The organism is Micromonospora sp. CNZ309 (assembly GCF_002846525.1).
On sequence record NZ_PJNG01000001.1, the window covers coordinates 4908085 to 4923440 of the forward strand.

Below are 15356 nucleotides of genomic sequence, written 5' to 3' on the forward strand. Positions count from 1 at the left end.
GGCGGTCAGGCCGTGTGCGTCACCACCGCGGCGACGATGGTGTCCCAGTCCTGGCTGGGCAGTTCGTGGCCGACCCCGTCGAGACGCAGCAGCGACGCGTCCGGGATCTCCCGGACCAGGGCGGTGGCGTGGTCGAAGGGATGCACCGGATCGTCGCTGCCGTGGATCACGAGGGTGGGCACGGCCAGTTCGCCGAGCCGCTCGCGCCACGGGGGCACGTCCGCCATGGCGAAGTGGTTCTTCATGCTCGCCTCGATGTCGACCGCCCGGTCGAACTCGCGCCCGATCAGCCGCCGGTACCGCCCCTCCTCGAACGTGCGGCCGGAGCCCGTACAGGGCCGCTGCAGGGACAACCGGTACTCGATGACCTGCTCCCGGTCGGACCAGTCGGGCAGCCGGACGTCCGAGTACGCCTTCTGGAACTCGTCGGGCATGGCGGACAGGTCCGGGTTCTCCGGCCCCGGCACGGCGGGGCTGGCGGAGACCAGGACCAGTGAGGCGACCCGGTCGGGGTGGTCGAGCGCCACCAGTTGGGCCACCATGCCGCCCATCGACTGGCCGACGAGGTGGGCTGCGGGCAGGTCGAGGGCCTCCAGCACGCCGACGGCGTCCGCGGCGAGGTCACGCAGGGCGTACGGCGGTTTCCCGGGCGGGTACGTCACCGACCGCCCGGTGTCCCGGTAGTCGTAGCGCACCACGAAGCGGGAGTGGTCGGCCAGCCGCTGGCAGAACTCCTCGTCCCACATCAACATCGACGACGTCGAACCGGCCAGCAGCAGCACGGCCGGGTCGCCGGGCCGGCCGAAGGTCTCGACGCACAACTCCACCCCGTTCGCCCGGACGGTCGTGCCGCCGGTCGCGGAGATGCTCTCGGTCATGATCCACCTCTTTCTCCGTGCCCTGTGGGCACCTCACCTGTTCGACTGGTTCCGCCACGCGGGCCCGCGCCGCTACCGTCCGTCCGCGACGACGGTGCCGGCCCTCTCCGCCAGGGCCCGCGCCACACACTCCTCCGGCCGCAGACCGGCGCCGTACTCGAACTCGCTCTTGAAGCCGTCCTCGCCCAGCGCGGCACGGGCCAGCGCGGCGATCCGCTTGACGTCGCCGCGCTCGGCCGGCGGCAGAGCCATCCCCACCGACTCGCGGGTCGCCGCCGCCGCGCCGAGTAGCCGGGCGGCGCCCATTCCGTCGCCGGCCACCGCCCGCGCCCCGGCCAGGCCCTCCAGCGCCAACGCGACCGTCCGGCTCTCCCGGGTCTGCCGGGCGGCCTCCCAGCCTTCCCGGTGCCGCTCCGAGGCGGTGTCGACATCGCCGCGCTGCTCGGCGACGAAGCCCAGCTCGGCCTGGACCGCCGCGATGCCCGCCGGCCAGGCGGCCCGACGGTTCCAGCTCAACCACGGCAGCAGCCGCCGCTCGGCCGCGTCGAGGTTGCCCTCCCACCGGTCCGCGACCGCCAACCCGAGGTCGGCGACCTGCTCCATGGCCTTGACCGATTCCTCGGCGGCGAGCGTACGGGCCCGCCGGAACAGCTCCCGGGCACGGACGTTGTCGCCCTGCAGCTGGGCTATCCGGCCCGCCCCGTTGAGCTGCCGCGCCACCTCGGCGCGTAGGCCGAGTTCCTGCGCGATGTGCAACCCGTCGGCGAACCACCGGCCGGCGCGGTCGTACTCCCCGGTGAACTGGGCCAGCTCCGCCAGCGGGGTGGTCGCCTGGAGGATGCCCCAGTGGTCGCCCAGCTCGCGGAAGAGCACCAGGCTGCGCTCGGCGTCGCGACGCAGGGCGGAGAAGTCGCCGCGCAACTGGGCGTGGTACGCCAGCACGGCCAGCGCCGCCGCCTCCCCCCACCGGTCGCCGAGTGCGCGGAAGGTCGCCAACAGCCGGTTGACCGGGTTCGCGGCCGGCCTGGTGACATCGAGCGGAGTGACCACCGCCAGCAGCAGGGCGGCGCGGGCCCGGCCCGCCGGGTCGCGCGGATCGTCGACGTAGCTCTTCGCGGTCGCGTACCGCGGCTCGATCAGGGCGTCCGGCGGCTCACCGGCCAGCGCGGCGATGCCCGCCTGCCAGGTCATCGCCGTGCCGCGCAGGCCCTCCGGTGCGACGCCCGGAACGGTCAACGCGGTGGCCAGCGCGCGGCGCCCCTCCCCGACCCGGCTGCGCAGCACCCAGTACCACGCCAGTGCACAGGTCAGGCGCAGGGCGAGGTGGGCGTCGCGGCGGTGCACGCAGACGCGCAGCGCGGCGCGGAAGTTGGCCGCCTCGGCGTCCATCTGGCGCAACGCGGTGCGCTGGTGCACCCCCCGCAGCCGCTCGTCGGCCTGCTCGGCCAGGGCCGTGTACCACTCAGCGTGACGGGCGCGCACCTCGGCCAGCTCGCCCGCCTCGCTCAGCTGCTCCAGGCAGTAGGCGGCGACCGACTCCAGCAGGCGGTACCGGGGGCCGTCGGGCTGCTCCGCCGGCACCAGCAGGGACCGGTCGATCAGACGGGCCAACAGGTCCGGCACCTGAGCCGGATCCACCTCACCGCCGGCACAGACCTCGCGCGCGGCGGTGAGCGTGCAACCGTCGGCGTGCACCGCGAGCCGGCGCAGCAGCGCCCGCTCCGGGCCGCTGAGCAGCTCCCAACTCCAGTCGATCATCGCGCGCAGCGTCTGCTGCCGGGCCGGCTCGGAACGCCGCCCGGAGGCGAGCAACCCGAACCGGTCGTCCAGCCCGGCGGCGAGCTGACGGATGCCCATCGCCCGGACCCGGGTGGCGGCGAGTTCGAGCGCCAGCGGAATGCCGTCCAGGCGGCGGCAGACCGCCGCGACATCGGCGGCGTTCTCCGGCCCGATCGTGAAGCCGGCCGCCCCGGCCCGGGCGCGCAGGGTGAACAGCTCGACCGCGCCGTAGCGGAACAACCGGGCCGGGTCGTGGTCGGCCCCCGGTTCGGGCAGCGCCAGCGGTGGCACCACCCACACCTGCTCACCGGCCACCCCCAGCGGCTCCTGGCTGGTGGTGAGCAAACGCAGACCGGGCAGCCCGCCGAGCATCCGGCGGACGAGCTCCGCCGCGTCGTCGACCACGTGTTCGCAGTTGTCCAGCACCAGCAGGAGGCGGCGGTCGTGCAGCGCGTCCGCCAGCCTCTCCACACAGGACCGGGCACCCGTCGGCGCCCGCACGTCCAGCTCGGCGGCGACCCGGTCGACCAGGCCCTGCAGGGTGGGCCGGTCGGCCTCCGCCGGGTCGGCCGCGCCGGCCGTACGGTCCAGGGCGGCCAGCTCGACCAGCCAGACACCGTCGGGGAAGTCCGCGGTCAGCCCGCGGGCGGCCTCGACCGCCAGCCTTGTCTTGCCCACCCCGCCGGGGCCGACGAGGCTGACCAGCCGGCCGGCCTCCAGCAGTGCGCGCACCTCGTCGACGGCGCCGTCGCGGCCGACCAGACCGGTCAGCGGCGTGGGCAGATTGGTCAGCCGACGCCGGACCGGCGGACCGGCGGGCGCCGCCGCCAGGTTCTCTTCCTGCCGCAGGATCGCCTGGTGCAGGGCCACCACGGCCGGACCCGGTTCGAGCCCGAGTTCCTCGCTGAGCCGTTCGCGCAGGTCCCGGTACGCGGCGAGCGCGTCACCCTGCCGGCCGAGGCGGTAGAGCACCCGCATCTGGGCGGCCCGGAACCGCTCCCGCAACGGATGGTCGGCCACCAGGTCCGCCAGCTCGCCGACCAGCGTCATGTCCTCGCCGAGCTCGGCGCGCAGCGCGACCTGCTCCTCCAGCGCGGTCAGCCGCCGCTCCTCCAGCCGGGCCACCGCGCCGGCGGCGAACGGTGCCTCGGCGAAACCCGCGAAGCATGGTCCGCGCCACAGCGCGAGCGCCTCGGCCAGGACCGAGACCCGCTGCCGCCGATCACCGAGGTGCTCCGCCCGGTCCAGCAGGGCCTCGAAGCGGTGCGCGTCGACCGCGTCCGCCGGGAGGTCCAGCGCGTAGCTGGCCCCGCGCCGCACGACCGGGTCGGGCAGGCCCGGCTCGGCGTCGCGCAACACCCGGCGCAACTGCGAGATCTTGCTGCGGAGTACGGCGTGCGGGTTGGCCGGCGGCCGGTCACCCCACAGATCGTCGATCAGTCGGTCCGCCGTGACGGCCCGACCGGACTGCGCGAGCAGGTTCACCAATAGTGCGCGGACTTTCCACTCGGGAATCTTGACGTGCCGCCCATTGGTGGTCCACACCTCCAGTGGGCCGAGCACACCAAAGCGCATGCGGACACTCTAACCGAGGAGCCGCAGAGAATGCGTGACGAGGCGTTTCGGCGCCGCTCCGACACGCCCGAACAGCACCGAAACGATTCCGGAACCCCGCGCGGCGACAATGACCTGGGCTGATACCACTTCGACGGACGCCGGCCAACGAAAATGCGAGGAGTTCGTGGAATGCCGTCATCGCGATTACGTCTGGCAATTGTCGTCGGCAGCATCCGGGCCGGGCGTTTCGGCTCGGTCGCGGCCCGCTGGCTCGCCGGCCAGGCCGAGCTGCGCAGCGACCTCCAGGTCGACCTGATCGAGCTGGCCGAGGCCCGCCTGCCGGAGGTACGCCTCGCCGAGGGCGACGTGCGGCCGCAGGCCGTACGCGACCTGAGCCCCTGGCTCGCCAGCGCGGACGCCTTCGTGGTGGTGGTGCCCGAGCACAACCGCAGCTTTCCGGCGTCGCTGAAGAACGCCGTCGACTGGTACCGGGAGGAGTGGCAGGCCAAGCCGGTCGGCTTCCTCTGCTACGGCGGCCCCGCGGGCGGCCTGCGCGCCGCCGAGCAACTCCGGCAGGTGTTCGCCGCGCTCGGGTCGGCAACCATCCGGGAGACCGTCAGCCTGCCGAACCACCGGACGCTCTTCGACGCCGACGGCCAGCCGGTCGAGGCCGAGGCCGAGGCCGTGTCGCTGGACGCGCGGCGCATGTTCGACGAGTTGGTCTGGTGGGGCGAGGCGTTGCGCAATCACCGGAAGAGCCGCCCGTACGTCCGGTGACCCTGTTCCGCCGTCCCCGGACGGCCGACAAGAAGGAAGGATCAACATGTCGTCCCATGCCGACATGCCGTCGGACGCCTCCGCCGCTCCCGGCGCGCTGGCGGGCCGCCGCGAATTCGCCGGACTGGCCGTGCTGGCCCTCGCCGCACTGCTGATGTCGCTGGACCTCAGCGTGCTCTATCTCGCCCTGCCACACCTGAGCACGGCGCTCGGTGCCAACAGCACCGAGCAGCTCTGGGTCGTCGACATCTACGGCTTCATGACCGCCGGTTTCCTCATCACGATGGGCAGCCTGGGCGACCGTGTCGGCCGGCGGAAGCTGCTGCTGCTGGGCGCGGCGCTGTTCGGGGTCACCTCGGTGGTCGCCGCCTTCTCCACGTCGTTCTGGATGCTGTTCGGCGCCCGGGCGCTGATGGGCGTGGCGGCCGCCACGGTCATGCCCTGCGGGCTGGGCCTGATCAGCCACATGTTCGCCCATCCCGCCCAGCGCGGCATGGCCATCGCCTCCTGGATGAGCTGTTTCATGGGCGGTCTGCTGATCGGCCCGGTCGTCGGCGGTGTCCTGCTGCGGTTCTTCTGGTGGGGCTCGGTGTTCCTGATCGGCGTGCCGGTGATGCTCCTGCTACTGGTGACCGGTCCACGGCTGCTGCCGGAGTACCGCAACCCGCACCGGGGCCCGCTGGATCTGGCCAGCGTCGCGCTCTCCCTGGCCGGCGTGCTGCTGGTCATCTTCGGCCTCAAGGAACTGGCCAAGAACGGTTGGGCCCCCGTGCCCGTCGCCGCCGTGGTCGTCGGCCTCGTGACCGCCGCGGCGTTCGTCGTGCGGCAGCGGTCGCTCCGCGACCCGATGCTCGACACCAAGCTGTTCGGCAACCAGATCTTCGCCGCCGCGGTGATCTTCGGCCTGCTCGGCGGCGCGGTGCAGGGTGGCAGCTCGTTGCTGGTGACCCTGCACCTGCAGACGGTGGAGGGCCTCTCCACCCTCGGCACCGGGTTGTGGATGCTGCCGCCGACCCTGGGTCTGATCGTCGGGCTCATGCTCGGCCCCGGCCTGGCGCAACGGATCCGGCCGGCGTACGTGCTCGCTTTCGGGATGGTCGTCGCGGCTCTCGGGTACGTAGTGCTCAGCCAGGTCACCCGCACCGGCGGGCTGGCGCCCGTGCTGATCGGCTTCGGCATCGTGCTGTTCGGCGTGGGCATCCCGCTCGGCCTGGTGACCGGCCTGGCGATCGGGGCGGTCTCCACCGAGAAGACCGGCTCCGCGTCGGCGGTGATGCAGACCGGCAGCGAGTTCGGGGTGGCCTTCGGCATCGCGGCCCTGGGCAGCGTCGCCGCCGCCGTCTACCGCACCGAGCTGACCGACGGGTTGCCCTCTGGTGTCACCACCGAGGCGGCGCAGGCCGCCCGGGCCAGTGTCGAGGCTGCGGAAACCGCCGCCCGGTCGCTGCCCAGCCCGCTGAGCAGCGGCCTGGTCGACGCCGCGCACGACGCCTTCACCGCCGGTCTGAACACCGTCGCCCTGGTCGGGGCGATCGTCGTGCTCGGCCTGGCCGTCCTCTCCGTGGTCGCGCTGCGCAAGGTGGCCCCGGTGCCCCCGCCGCCGAAGCCGCAGAAGCCGGCCAGCGGCACGGCCGCGGCGGAGGCGCCCGCGCAGGCCGGCTGAGTGAGCCCGCGTGCGGGGTGGGGCCGGCCCGGGCCCTGCCCCGCACGCGTTGCGCGGGGTGGGGCCGGCCCGGGCCCTGCCCCGCACGCGTGTCCGGGCCCGGCAAGCTCAGAGAAGCCCGGACCGCTGACGGCGGCCGAAGATGGTTGCGGCGGGCGCGACATCGCCGGCCGCGCCGGGGCCCGGCCGCCGACCCCGTGCCGCCGGTGCCGAGGAGGAGGCTGCCATGCCGGACACTCCGGTCACCCTGATCACGGGCGGCGCCAGCGGCATCGGGGCGGCGACCGCCGAGCGGCTGCTACGCCGGGGCCACCGGGTCGCGGTGACCGGCCGTGACCCGCAGCGGCTCGCACGCTTCGCCGCCCGGGCCGATGCCGGACAACGGTTGGCGGTGGTGCCCGGCGACGCGGCCGACCCCGCCGCGGTGGAGCGGGCCGTACGCACCACGGTCGAGCGCTTCGGCCGGTTGGACACCGTGATCGCGAACGCCGGGATGGCCACCTTCGACGGCATGGACGACGGGGACCCACGAGGCTGGCGGGAGATGGTCCTCGTCAACGTGCTCGGGCCGGCCCTGCTGGTGCGCGCCGCGTTGCCGAGCCTGCGCCGCACCCGTGGCCAGATCATCCTGGTGGGCAGCCTCGCCGGCCTCGTCGCCACCCGCGGCAACCTGTACGGGGCCACGAAGTGGGCGGTCACCGGGCTCGCGGAGAACATCCGGCTGATGGTCACCGGCGACGGGATCCGGGTCACGTTGATCGCGCCGGGCCGGGTCGACACCGCCTTCTGGGCGCCCGCCGGGGGGACCCCGGCGGGCGGGAGCCTGACCGCGGGCCAGATCGCCGACAGCATCCTCTGGGTGCTGGGCCAGCCCGAGGGCGTCGACCTGGCGAGCGTCGTCATCCGGCCGATGCCCGCCGACTGAGCCCCGGTCCGGCCGGGCCGACCGCCCGAGCCGCCGGATCGTCCCCATTCCGCTCGCGGAGGTAACGCACGGATGCGACACGACCATCTCATCATCGGCGCCGGCCCGTGTGGGCTCGCCGCCGCCCACGAACTGCACCGCGCCGGCGCGCGCCCGGTGGTCCTCGAACGCGGGGCGGTGGCCGGCGGGCTCGCCTCCTCCTTCACGGACCGGGCCGGATTCGTGTGGGACCAGGGTGCGCACGTCGCCTTCAGCTACTTCGGCGACTTCGACGCCCTCCTCGACGACGTCATGGAGGGGGATGTGCTGCGCCACCAGCGCTCCTCCTACATCCGCTACGGGGACAGCTGGGTGCCGTACCCGTTCCAGCACAACCTCAGCGCCCTGCCCACCGACGAGGCCGTGGACTGCCTGGTCAAGATGATCGACCGGCCGGACGGCACGGTACGCAACTACGAGGACTGGCTGCTGGCGAACTTCGGCACCGGCGTCGTCGAGCGGTTCATGCGGCCGTACCACGAGAAGTTGTGGACGGTGCCCATCGCCGAGATGTCCACCGACTGGGTGACCCACCGGGTGGCCACGGTCGACTGGCGGGGCGCGCTGCGCAACCTCGTCGAGCGGCGGACCGCTCCCGGCTGGGGACCGAACAGCACCTTCAGCTACCCGGGCCGCGGCGGCATCGGTGAACCGTTCCGACGCCTGGCGGCCCGGCTGCCCGACGTGCGGTACGAGGCGCCGGTGCGGCGGATCGATCCGGACGCCCGGACCGTCACGTACGGCTCGGGCGAGGTGCTGCCGTACGAGCGGCTGGTCTCCACGATGCCGCTGACCGCGCTGGTGTCGGCGCTCAGCCGGTGCCCGGCGGAGGTGCGCGCCGCCACCGCGGCGTTGCGGCACAACCGGGTGCTGGTGGTGGGGGTCGGGGCCCGTGGCCGGGTCGACCCGGCGTGGCACTGGCTGTACTTCCCCGAGGCCGACTACCCGTTCTACCGGATCACCAACATGGGCCTGTTCGCCGGCGCCAACATGCCGGAGCCGCACGATCGCCACCTGTCGTACCTCGCCGAGATCGCCCTGCCGGCCGACGGCGGCTGGCCGGACGACGACGCGGCGGTGCGGCAGACCGTGGCCGGGCTGGAGCGGGCCGGACTGCTGTCGGACTCCGGTGCCGTCGCCTCCCGGTACGTACGCCGGATCCCGATGGCGTACCCGATCCCGACGTTGGACCGCACGGACGCCGTGGCGTTGATCCTCGACCACCTGGAAGGACGGGGCATCTACTCCCGTGGCCGCTTCGGCGTCTGGATGTACGAGTACGGCAACATGGACCACGCCATGAAGATGGGGGCCGACGTCGCCCGGCACCTGCTCACCGGGGAACCGGAACGGATCTGCCTGCCGCACCAGCTGCCCTCGTCACAGCGGTCTGCCGCCGCGGCCGTCTACTGACCCCGGCAGGGAGTTCGGCACGCGCGAGGACGCCCCGGCAGCGTCGACGCCGGCCGATACCCGCCATGTCCTACAACCGACCGCCCGGTCACCGTCCGGGCACGTCGACGAGGAGGTGTCCCAGCCATGTCTGGCGACGAGCGTACGAGCTGTCCGGAAGGACCGGCCGGGTCCCTGGAGCCCCGCCGGCACGCGACCCGGCCCGGGGGTGCGTCGTGACACGGATGCTGGTCACCGGCGGAGCCGGCTTCATCGGCGCGAACTTCGTGCACCACACCCTGTCCAACCGGCCCGACTACACCGTCCGGGTCCTCGACGCCCTCACCTACGCCGGTGGCCGGCGGACCCTGGCGGCCGTCGACGACCGGATCGAGTTCGTGCACGGGGACGTCTGCGACGCGGACCTGGTCGACGGTCTGGTCGCCGACACCGACCTGGTGGTGCACTTCGCCGCCGAGTCGCACGTCGACAACTCCCTGCACGACCCGTCGCCGTTCGTGCGCACCAACGTGCTGGGCACCTACACGGTCCTGGAAGCGGTCCGACGCCACGACCGGCGACTGCACCACATCTCCACCGACGAGGTCTTCGGCGACCTCGGTCTGGGCAACGACAGGAGGTTCACCGAGGAGAGTCGATACGATCCGTCCAGCCCGTACTCGGCCACCAAGGCCGCGTCCGACATGCTGGTGCGGGCCTGGGTGCGCTCCTACGGCGTACGGGCCACGCTGTCGAACTGCGCCAACAATTACGGCCCGTACCAACACGTCGAGAAGTTCGTTCCCCGGCAGGTGACGAACCTGCTCAGCGGTCACCGGCCCAAACTGTTCGGCACAGGCGCGCACGTGCGGGAGTGGACCCACGTGGACGACCACAACGCGGCGGTGCACCTGATCCTGGAGCGGGGTCGGCTCGGTGAGACGTACATGATTGGCTCCGGCGACGAGCGCAGCAACAAGGCGGTGCTGGAACTCGTCCTCGACCTGATGGGCGAGTCCGCCGGCGGGTACGACCACGTCCCGGACCGCCCGGGCCACGACCTGCGGTACGCCACGGACAGCGGCAAGTTGCGCCGCGAGCTTGGCTGGCGGCCCCGGTACCCGGACCTGCGCGCCGGCCTGTCCGCGACGATCGAGTGGTACCGGGACAACGAGTGGTGGTGGAAGCCGGACAAGGAACGCACCGAGGAGCGCTACCGACAGTTCGGCCGGTAGCCGGTGGGGCGGCCCGGGCAGGCGGGCGAGATCCATGCGACCGGCCGCTACGGACGGCGGACGGTCGGTCCACGGGTGCCGCAGGCAGCAGCAGCCGGGGGGCGAGGCCCCGGAAGGGACCCTGATACATCGAACCAGAACTCTTCTCACTCCACGCCGAAAACGACCTCCATCGATTGAATTAACGAATTCCGCGATGGAATCCGGCCATCTATCGGCTGTACGATCCAGCAAAACCGTTCGGACCATTCAATCGGCGCGTCATGCGTCCGCCGGAATGGCCGGAACAAAAGGAGGCTGGGAGATGAGACTCCACCGCCACACGATCTTCGCCCGCGAGCGTCGAGCCGGAACGGCCGCCATGGCCACGCTCGCCACCACGGTCATGCTCCTCACCGTGGCTGCCGGACCGGCCACTGCGACACCCGCCACCGGAATGCGGACCGGGACGACCGGCGAGATCCTCGGCACCGGCAACGCCACCTCCGTGCCCGGCAGCTACGTGGTCACCCTCAAGGACAGCGGCGGTACGGTCGGCGATCGACAGGCTGGCGTGTCCCGCCTCGCCGACCGGTACGGCTTCCGCCCGGACCAGGTCTGGCGCGACGCGTTGAACGGCTTCTCGGTGCGGACCTCCGAGCCGGTGGCCCGCCGGCTGGCCGCCGACCCGGCGGTGGCGGTCGTGGAGCAGGACCGTTTGATCAGCTTGGCCACCACCCAGACGAACGCGCCGTGGAACCTCGACCGGGTCGACGCACCGCTGGGACTCAGTGGTACCTACAACTTCACCAGTGTCGGGACGGGCGTCCGGGCGTACATCGTGGACAGCGGGATCCAGATCAACCATGTCGAGTTCGGCGGCCAGGCGGTGTACGGCTACGACGCCGTCGACGGCGCGCTCCCGGCCAACGACTGCAGCGGACACGGCACCCACGTCGCCGGCACCGTCGGCGGGACGACCTACGGGGCGGCGAAGAACGTCGTGCTGGTCGCGGTCAAGGTGTTCGACTGCGCCCTGCCGAGCACGCTGTCGATGCTGATCAACGGGATCAACTGGATGATCGCCAACCACCCCACCGGGCAGCCGGCCGTGGCGAACATCGGCGTGCTGACCAGCCCCACCCTCGCGCTCAACACCGCAGTGACGAACGCGGTCGCCGACGGCATCACGGTAACGGTTCCGGCCGGCAACTCGAACGCGAGCGCCTGCACCGTCTCACCCGCGTCGGTGCCGACCGCGCTGACCGTAGGCGCGACGTCGACGAACGACAACCGGGCAAGCTGGTCGAACTTCGGCCCCTGCCTGGACATCTTCGCTCCCGGCGAGCGCATCACGTCGGCCTGGTGGAACTCGGTCACCGCGACCCAGACGATCAGCGGCACCTCACACGCCGCGCCGCTCGTCGCCGGCGTCGCCGCTCGGGTGCTCAGCAACAACCCGACCTGGACACCGGCCCAGGTGGCCAGCTACCTGTTCAGCGTCGCCAGCCCGGTCGTGATCAACCCGGGGGTCGGCTCGCCCAACCGTCTCCTGCACCTGTCCCCCGCGCTCTGACCTGGCCCTGTCATCGGCCGGCCCACGCGGCCAACCGCCCGCCATCCGGGAAGGGAGCGGGCAGGCCGCGCGGGGCCGGTCCGGGTCGCCCGACCGGCTGCCCGCTCCCGAAGGGACTCGAACCACTAAACTTCTGATCCGTACGTCAACGGATGCGAAGTTCTTTGCGTACCGCCTCCCGCAGCACCCGCACTGCCGCGTCGAACCGGACCGCGTCGAAGGCACCCGGCTCGGGCCCGAGCATGTCCGCGACGAGGGTGGACGCCTCCTCCATGGCCCGGATGACCCGGGCACTGCCGAACACCTGCACCCCAGCCTCCGCCTCGAGCAACGGTCGCAGGACATGATCCAGCAACCGGTCGCGGCGACGTTCCAGGGATTCGACGGTGCTCCGCACGACGTCGCGCAGCTCGGCCGGGTCACCGTTCTGAAGCAACCGCCCGACGAGGGCGTCGACCTGGTCGGCGAACAACTGGTCGATCACCGCGTGCTGCCGGATGAGCTGCAATGTGCTGGTCGCCTTGGCGTACGCGGCCTGTTTTGCCTCCAGCAGCCGCTTGCGACGCTCGTTCCAGACGGTGACCGAGGCGGCGAGCAGCGCGGCGGCCAGGGTGGCGGTCGCGGTGACCAGTGGTACCTGGAGTGCGCTCACAGGTCGAGTGCCGCGCCACGGGGCAGGAGATCCGGACGGCCGAGGACGCCGCGGACCACGAGCTGCCCCTGGCCGTCGTAGTAGCCCTCCTGCGGTCGGTTGACGAAGTCGGCGATGTCCTTCCCGCTCTTGATGGCCGCCCCGCCGGCCGCGACCGCGCCCGCTCTCTTGGCGGTGCTCCCTGGGCTGCCCGGAAGTTCGGGTGTCACGCGAGCGCCTCTCACGTATCCCTTGCGGGCGTTCTCCTTGTTCACGAATATGATCAAAGCGATCATCGCGGCCTTGCCGAGCCTCTTGGCCAACTTCACCGAGAGCTTCTTCCGGCCCGCGCTGTAGGTGAGCGGAACCGGAGCGCCACGGCCGGGGAGGTCGATGCGCAGACGCTTGACCACCGAGTCCTTGAACTCGACCGAGTCGGCGGTGAACAGGTCGCCATCCTGCGTGGAAACGGCGTAGCCGGCGGTGTCGTGGGTGAGCCTGATCCGGTACGGGCCGAAGGCCTTCTCGCTCATCCCGCCTCCTCAGAACAGCCAGTCGAGAACGCTGTCACCGTCGAAAGGCCACCAGTCGGTGGAGACCCGATAGGTGGCAGTGACACCCTTCGCCCAAGTCTCGGAGGACGGCTGCCCGGGAAGATGAGCGAGCACGTGCTCATAGAACTCGTGCGCCACCCCGCCGAACACCAGGCCGGTGCCGGCCGCGTTGGCGACCGTGCTCGGCTTCACGTCCCGCCACCAGGGAATGGAGTACCAGCCGCGGGGAATGAGCCGCCCGCCGACCGAGCCGCCGGGAAAGAAGTGCCGGGCGTCGTCGGCGAACGTCGGTGACGCGACGTGGACGGCGCCGCTCTCCCCGACCCCTTCCACCCGCTCCTCAATGGCACCGGCCGAATGGCAGTAATCGAGGTCGACCCTCTTGTGGTCGAGTTTCCGGCCGACGGTCTCCAGCACCGCCGCCAACTGGTTGATGGCCACGACGAGCTTCTCGTGGGCCAGGTCGGCGGCGGCTTCACCGCCGTCCCGGGTGATGGCGTCGGCGAGCTGTCGCGCATCCTGGATGCCCTTCTCCACCTCGGCCAGCGGCTCCCGTGTACGACTGTCGGTCGCGCGCGCTTCAGCCCCCGCCTCGTCGAGAATGCTCGCCAGCTCGTCCGCCTTCTTCTGAAGGGCTTCCTGCAGAGCGCGGTACCTGTCCTCAATGGTCATTCGGCCGCCTTCAGATCGCCGCTTCTCGCCAGATTACAACAGGTGATCAGGGTGCCGAGCACCATAAATAGGGCCGAATTACGTCAAGCCGAGCACCATTCATCGGCATGAGTCGGAATCCCGATAGATTGGCCGACCGGATCAGCCGGGAATGGTGATCCGGCCGTCGACCCAGGGTCCCAGTGTGGTCCGCAATTGTCCTGTCTGGCCTGACGTCGTCCCGGAGGCCGCGCCCGGCCGAGAAGCGAGCACACTCGTGAATCTTCAAGCGCTTCAGTCCGCAGGTTGCCGTTGCGGGAGTTGGCCCGCTCGTCGCTGCGCTGCCCGTACCCGGCGCCGCAGATCGCGTCGGCTTCGGCGAACATCAACGCCTGGGCGAATCGAGGGCTGCCAGGGGAGCGGTCGGCACATCGCCACCCGGCTCCTGGCCGAGGGCGAGCAGGTTGTCGATGTGCCGCCGAAGCTGTCCGCCCGGGCACGGGTGTTCGCCACCGGGCAGGGCCGCACGACTGATGCCACCGACGCCCACTGCATCGCGCTGGTCGGCACCCGCATGGCCGGGCTGCGTCCAGTGGTCAATGATGAACAGCTAGCCTTGCTGCGGATCTTGGTCGACCGGCGTCGCTCTCTCGGTGAGGACCACACCCGGGTGGTGCCCCAGCTACACCAACTGCTGTCTGACGTCGTCTACCGGTGCATGATCAGTGACGCGGTGGCCACGGCGGCGGGCCCGGGAGGACAACGGGGAACGGCAACTGGCTCCAGCGTGACCGACTCGCATCCCCCAGCCGGCTCTTCGGAGAAGTCACTTCCCGGACCCGCCGAGACCCAGGATGAACTCCCCTCCCGGCTGTGTCTTGACACAGAGGGGAGCCATGACAGTGCACTGCCATCCGTGCCGAACGCGGGCGAGATTCCCCACTACCCAGGAGAGCCGGGTTGCCCGCCACGCAGGCCGCTACACGTGCCTCAATCAGATTGCGTGGATCTCCCGCCCGTCACCCAGGACACTCACGCCGTCGGGCACCCCGACCCCTGTTCGCCACCCCTGCGCCAGCCCAGGTCAACGGCGGCCGACCGTCCGAGCGCCAGCCTTTCAGGCAAGATCCACAGTCGTGACCGTAGTGGACGACGGTTGCGCTCTGACGCACGACCGATCCAGACCAGCCGACACGCAAACGACCTGGACGGCTCAGACCACCGGCACGGACCCTGCTGAACAGCACAGCGACAAAGGAGCACCAGGGCCTAGATACTGGGAGAACTCGTCCCAGCATGCAGAAGCGATCAAGGCCGTGACCGGCATTTCTGCTGGTCACGGCCTTGATCGTGAAGTGCGCCCGAAGGGACTCGAACCCCTAACCTTCTGATCCGTAGTCGGAACCGGGCATATCATCTCTATCCTTATCTTAGACTCCTAAGATGCACTGACTCAGCGGCTCTCCGTCCGCATGGAGGGCTTCCGTTTCCGCTGGTCCGCGCGTTCCACTCGACAAGCCACCACTGCCGACGGCTGGAGGAGCTGCTGCGGTGCTGGAACAGTCGCACCCGTGCTGATGGGGTGCCGTGCGTCCGAGCACACCGGAGCACCACACGATCACCTCACGACAACGTCAGGCCCGCGAGATCTGCATTCGGTGGCAACGGACCCGGGCGCGGCACTCACCCATACGTACGAATAGGCACACCGGACGTAGCC

General features: G+C 71.3%; 12 protein-coding genes. 7 read left to right on the plus strand and 5 right to left on the minus strand.

Translation table 11 applies throughout. The features are described 5' to 3' along the window. Positions 1–5: 5 nt before the first annotated feature. Positions 6–878: an alpha/beta hydrolase gene (locus CLT72_RS20625; RefSeq protein ID WP_101413193.1), complete on the minus strand. Its 873-nt coding sequence runs from the start codon at positions 876–878 to the stop codon at positions 6–8. Positions 879–950: 72 nt separating this feature from the next. Next, a complete protein-coding gene (locus tag CLT72_RS20630) occupies positions 951–4232 on the minus strand; it encodes a BTAD domain-containing putative transcriptional regulator (RefSeq protein WP_101413194.1) in 3282 nt (1093 codons plus the stop codon). A 171-nt stretch (positions 4233–4403) separates the two neighbouring features. Here CLT72_RS20630 and CLT72_RS20635 point away from each other — a divergent pair, with 171 nt between their 5' ends. The 6 genes from CLT72_RS20635 to CLT72_RS20660 all read left to right on the plus strand — a co-directional run bounded on the left by CLT72_RS20635 (position 4404) and on the right by CLT72_RS20660 (position 11800). Further along, complete coding sequence (locus tag CLT72_RS20635; protein ID WP_101413195.1) at positions 4404–4991, plus strand: NADPH-dependent FMN reductase; 588 nt, start codon at positions 4404–4406, stop codon at positions 4989–4991. A 46-nt stretch (positions 4992–5037) separates the two neighbouring features. After that, entirely contained in the window at positions 5038–6654 is a 1617-nt protein-coding gene (locus tag CLT72_RS20640; RefSeq protein ID WP_250100341.1) for an MFS transporter, read from the plus strand. A 226-nt stretch (positions 6655–6880) separates the two neighbouring features. Then, positions 6881–7579: an SDR family oxidoreductase gene (locus CLT72_RS20645; protein ID WP_101413197.1), complete on the plus strand. Its 699-nt coding sequence runs from the start codon at positions 6881–6883 to the stop codon at positions 7577–7579. Between the two features lie 72 nt (positions 7580–7651). Continuing rightward, positions 7652–9031, plus strand: a complete 1380-nt coding sequence (locus CLT72_RS20650) for a protoporphyrinogen/coproporphyrinogen oxidase (protein ID WP_101413198.1) — start codon at positions 7652–7654, stop codon at positions 9029–9031. A 224-nt stretch (positions 9032–9255) separates the two neighbouring features. Next, positions 9256–10245: a dTDP-glucose 4,6-dehydratase gene (rfbB, locus tag CLT72_RS20655; RefSeq protein ID WP_101413199.1), complete on the plus strand. Its 990-nt coding sequence runs from the start codon at positions 9256–9258 to the stop codon at positions 10243–10245. A gap of 304 nt (positions 10246–10549) precedes the next feature. Continuing rightward, a complete protein-coding gene (locus CLT72_RS20660) occupies positions 10550–11800 on the plus strand; it encodes a S8 family peptidase (RefSeq protein WP_101413200.1) in 1251 nt (416 codons plus the stop codon). 145 nt (positions 11801–11945) lie between these two features. On the opposite strand, the gene CLT72_RS20665 is transcribed toward CLT72_RS20660, so the two are convergent. The 3 genes from CLT72_RS20665 to CLT72_RS20675 are packed head-to-tail and all read right to left on the minus strand — an operon-like array spanning position 11946 to position 13657. Beyond that, positions 11946–12452: a hypothetical protein gene (locus CLT72_RS20665; protein WP_101413201.1), complete on the minus strand. Its 507-nt coding sequence runs from the start codon at positions 12450–12452 to the stop codon at positions 11946–11948. Continuing rightward, positions 12449–12964 carry a hypothetical protein gene (locus CLT72_RS20670; RefSeq protein ID WP_101413202.1) on the minus strand — a complete coding sequence of 172 codons (516 nt, stop codon included), beginning with the start codon at positions 12962–12964 and terminating at the stop codon, positions 12449–12451. Before CLT72_RS20670 ends, CLT72_RS20665 begins: the two co-directional genes overlap by 4 nt. Before the next feature lie 9 nt (positions 12965–12973). Beyond that, on the minus strand, positions 12974–13657 hold the full coding sequence (locus CLT72_RS20675; RefSeq protein WP_101413203.1) for a hypothetical protein: 684 nt from the start codon (positions 13655–13657) through the stop codon (positions 12974–12976). A 379-nt stretch (positions 13658–14036) separates the two neighbouring features. On the opposite strand from CLT72_RS20675, the gene CLT72_RS32935 reads away from it, so the two are divergent. Then, positions 14037–14876, plus strand: a complete 840-nt coding sequence (locus tag CLT72_RS32935) for an IS110 family transposase (protein WP_350823089.1) — start codon at positions 14037–14039, stop codon at positions 14874–14876. Positions 14877–15356: the final 480 nt, after the last annotated feature.

Coding starts and splice junctions, on each gene's coding strand:
- CLT72_RS20625 (WP_101413193.1), bottom strand. CDS start 878: ATGACCGAGAGCATCTCCGCGACCGGCGGCACGACCGTCCGGGCGAAC.
- CLT72_RS20630 (WP_101413194.1), bottom strand. CDS start 4,232: ATGCGCTTTGGTGTGCTCGGCCCACTGGAGGTGTGGACCACCAATGGG.
- CLT72_RS20635 (WP_101413195.1), top strand. CDS start 4,404: ATGCCGTCATCGCGATTACGTCTGGCAATTGTCGTCGGCAGCATCCGG.
- CLT72_RS20640 (WP_250100341.1), top strand. CDS start 5,038: ATGTCGTCCCATGCCGACATGCCGTCGGACGCCTCCGCCGCTCCCGGC.
- CLT72_RS20645 (WP_101413197.1), top strand. CDS start 6,881: ATGCCGGACACTCCGGTCACCCTGATCACGGGCGGCGCCAGCGGCATC.
- CLT72_RS20650 (WP_101413198.1), top strand. CDS start 7,652: ATGCGACACGACCATCTCATCATCGGCGCCGGCCCGTGTGGGCTCGCC.
- rfbB (WP_101413199.1), top strand. CDS start 9,256: ATGCTGGTCACCGGCGGAGCCGGCTTCATCGGCGCGAACTTCGTGCAC.
- CLT72_RS20660 (WP_101413200.1), top strand. CDS start 10,550: ATGAGACTCCACCGCCACACGATCTTCGCCCGCGAGCGTCGAGCCGGA.
- CLT72_RS20670 (WP_101413202.1), bottom strand. CDS start 12,964: ATGAGCGAGAAGGCCTTCGGCCCGTACCGGATCAGGCTCACCCACGAC.
- CLT72_RS20675 (WP_101413203.1), bottom strand. CDS start 13,657: ATGACCATTGAGGACAGGTACCGCGCTCTGCAGGAAGCCCTTCAGAAG.